The organism is Saccharopolyspora sp. NPDC045839 (assembly GCF_056431645.1).
Map to the genome: position 1 here is coordinate 1 of NZ_JBWKKH010000075.1, position 1,919 is coordinate 1,919.

The 1,919-nt window shown below is 69.7% G+C and carries 1 protein-coding gene; it reads right to left on the reverse strand.

Annotated elements, in window-relative coordinates; translation table 11 throughout:
- Window positions 1-1,919 (reverse strand): acetate--CoA ligase (gene acs / locus AC07EQ_RS43345; RefSeq protein WP_478393610.1); only part of this gene is annotated, 1,919 nt, incomplete at its 5' end.

Sequence of the window (1,919 nt, forward strand, 5' to 3'; positions counted from 1 at the left end):
TCAGTCGTCGCTGGACTTGTTCAGGCCTTTGGAGATCAGTGACATGACGGACGAGTCGGCGAGTGTGGTGACGTCGCCGACCTCGCGGTTCTCCGCGACGTCGCGCAGCAGCCGCCGCATGATCTTGCCGGAGCGCGTTTTGGGCAGTTCGGGCACGACCATGATCTGGCGGGGCTTGGCGATCGGGCCGATCTCGTGGGAGACGTGCTCGCGCAGCTCCTTGAGCGCGGCCTCGCCGCTGGCGGTGTCGTCGGTGCCGCCGCGCAGGATCACGAACGCGACGATGCCCTGACCGGTGGTGGCGTCGGAGGCCCCGACCACGGCGGCCTCGGCGACGTTGGGGTGCGACACCAGGGCGGACTCGACCTCGGTGGTGGAGATGCGGTGCCCGGAGACGTTCATGACGTCGTCCACCCGGCCCAGCAGCCAGATGTCGCCGTCGTCGTCGTACTTGGCGCCGTCACCGGCGAAGTAGAAGCCCAGGTCGGCGAACTTCGACCAGTAGGTGTCGCGGTAGCGCTCGTCGTCGCCCCAGATGCCGCGCAGCATCGATGGCCACGGCTGGTCGAGGACCAGCAGCCCGCCGCCGCCGTTGCCGACCTGGGCGCCGGTCTCGTCGACGACCTTGGCCGAGATGCCGGGCAGCGGCCGCTGCGCGGAGCCGGGTTTGGCGGCGGTGACGCCGGGCAGCGGTGAGATCATGATCGCGCCGGTCTCGGTCTGCCACCAGGTGTCCACGATCGGCGTGCGGTCGCCGCCGATGTTCTTGCGGTACCAGATCCAGGCCTCGGGGTTGATCGGCTCGCCGACCGACCCCAGCAGGCGCAGGGAGGACAGGTCGTAGTTGGCGGGGATCTCCGCGCCCCACTTCATGAAGGTGCGGATGGTCGTCGGGGCGGTGTAGTAGATCGTCACGCCGTACTTCTGCACGACTTCCCAGTGCCGGCCCTCGTGCGGCGCGTTGGGGGTGCCCTCGTAGACGACCTGCGTCGCCCCGTTGGCCAGTGGGCCGTAGACGATGTAGCTGTGGCCGGTGACCCAGCCGATGTCCGCGGTGCACCAGAACACGTCCGACTCGGGCTTGAGGTCGAAGACGTTGTGGTGCGTGTAGGCGACCTGGGTGAGGTAGCCGCCGGAGGTGTGCAGGATGCCCTTGGGGCGTCCGGTGGTGCCCGAGGTGTAGAGGATGAACAGCGGGTTCTCGGCGTCGAAGGCTTCCGGCGCGTGCACGTCCGGCTGGCCGGCGACGACGTCGTCCCACCACTTGTCGCGCGAGTCGTCCCAGGCCACCTCGCCGCCGGTGCGGCGCACCACGACCACGTGCTGGACGCTGGGGGTCTCCGCGACGGCCTCGTCGACGCCTGCTTTCAGCGGCATGGGCTTGCCGCGCCGGTACTGGCCGTCGGAGGTGATGACGACCTTGGCCTCGGCGTCGTTGATCCGGGTGCGCAGCGCCTCCGAGGAGAACCCGCCGAAGACCACGCTGTGCATGGCGCCGAGCCGGGCGCAGGCCAGCATCGAGAAGATCGCTTCGGGCAGCATCGGCAGGTAGATCGCGACCCGGTCCCCGGCGCCCACGCCCAGCGCCGCCAGCGCGTTGGCGGTGCGGGAGACCTCGCGCTGCAGCTCGGCGTAGGTGATCTCGCGGGAATCCCCGGGCTCGCCCTCCCAGTAGATCGCGACCCGGTCGCCGTTGCCCGCCTCGACGTGGCGGTCCACGCAGTTGTAGGCCACGTTCAGCTTGCCGCCCACGAACCACTTGGCGAACGGCGCGTTCGACCAGTCCAGGACCTGGTCCCACTTGGTGTCCCAGGCCAGCCGCTCGGCTTGCTTCGCCCAGAACGCCTCCCGATCGGCCGAGGCTTCCTCGTACAGTGCCGACGTGGCGTTGGCCTGCGCCGCGAACTCCTGGGACGGCG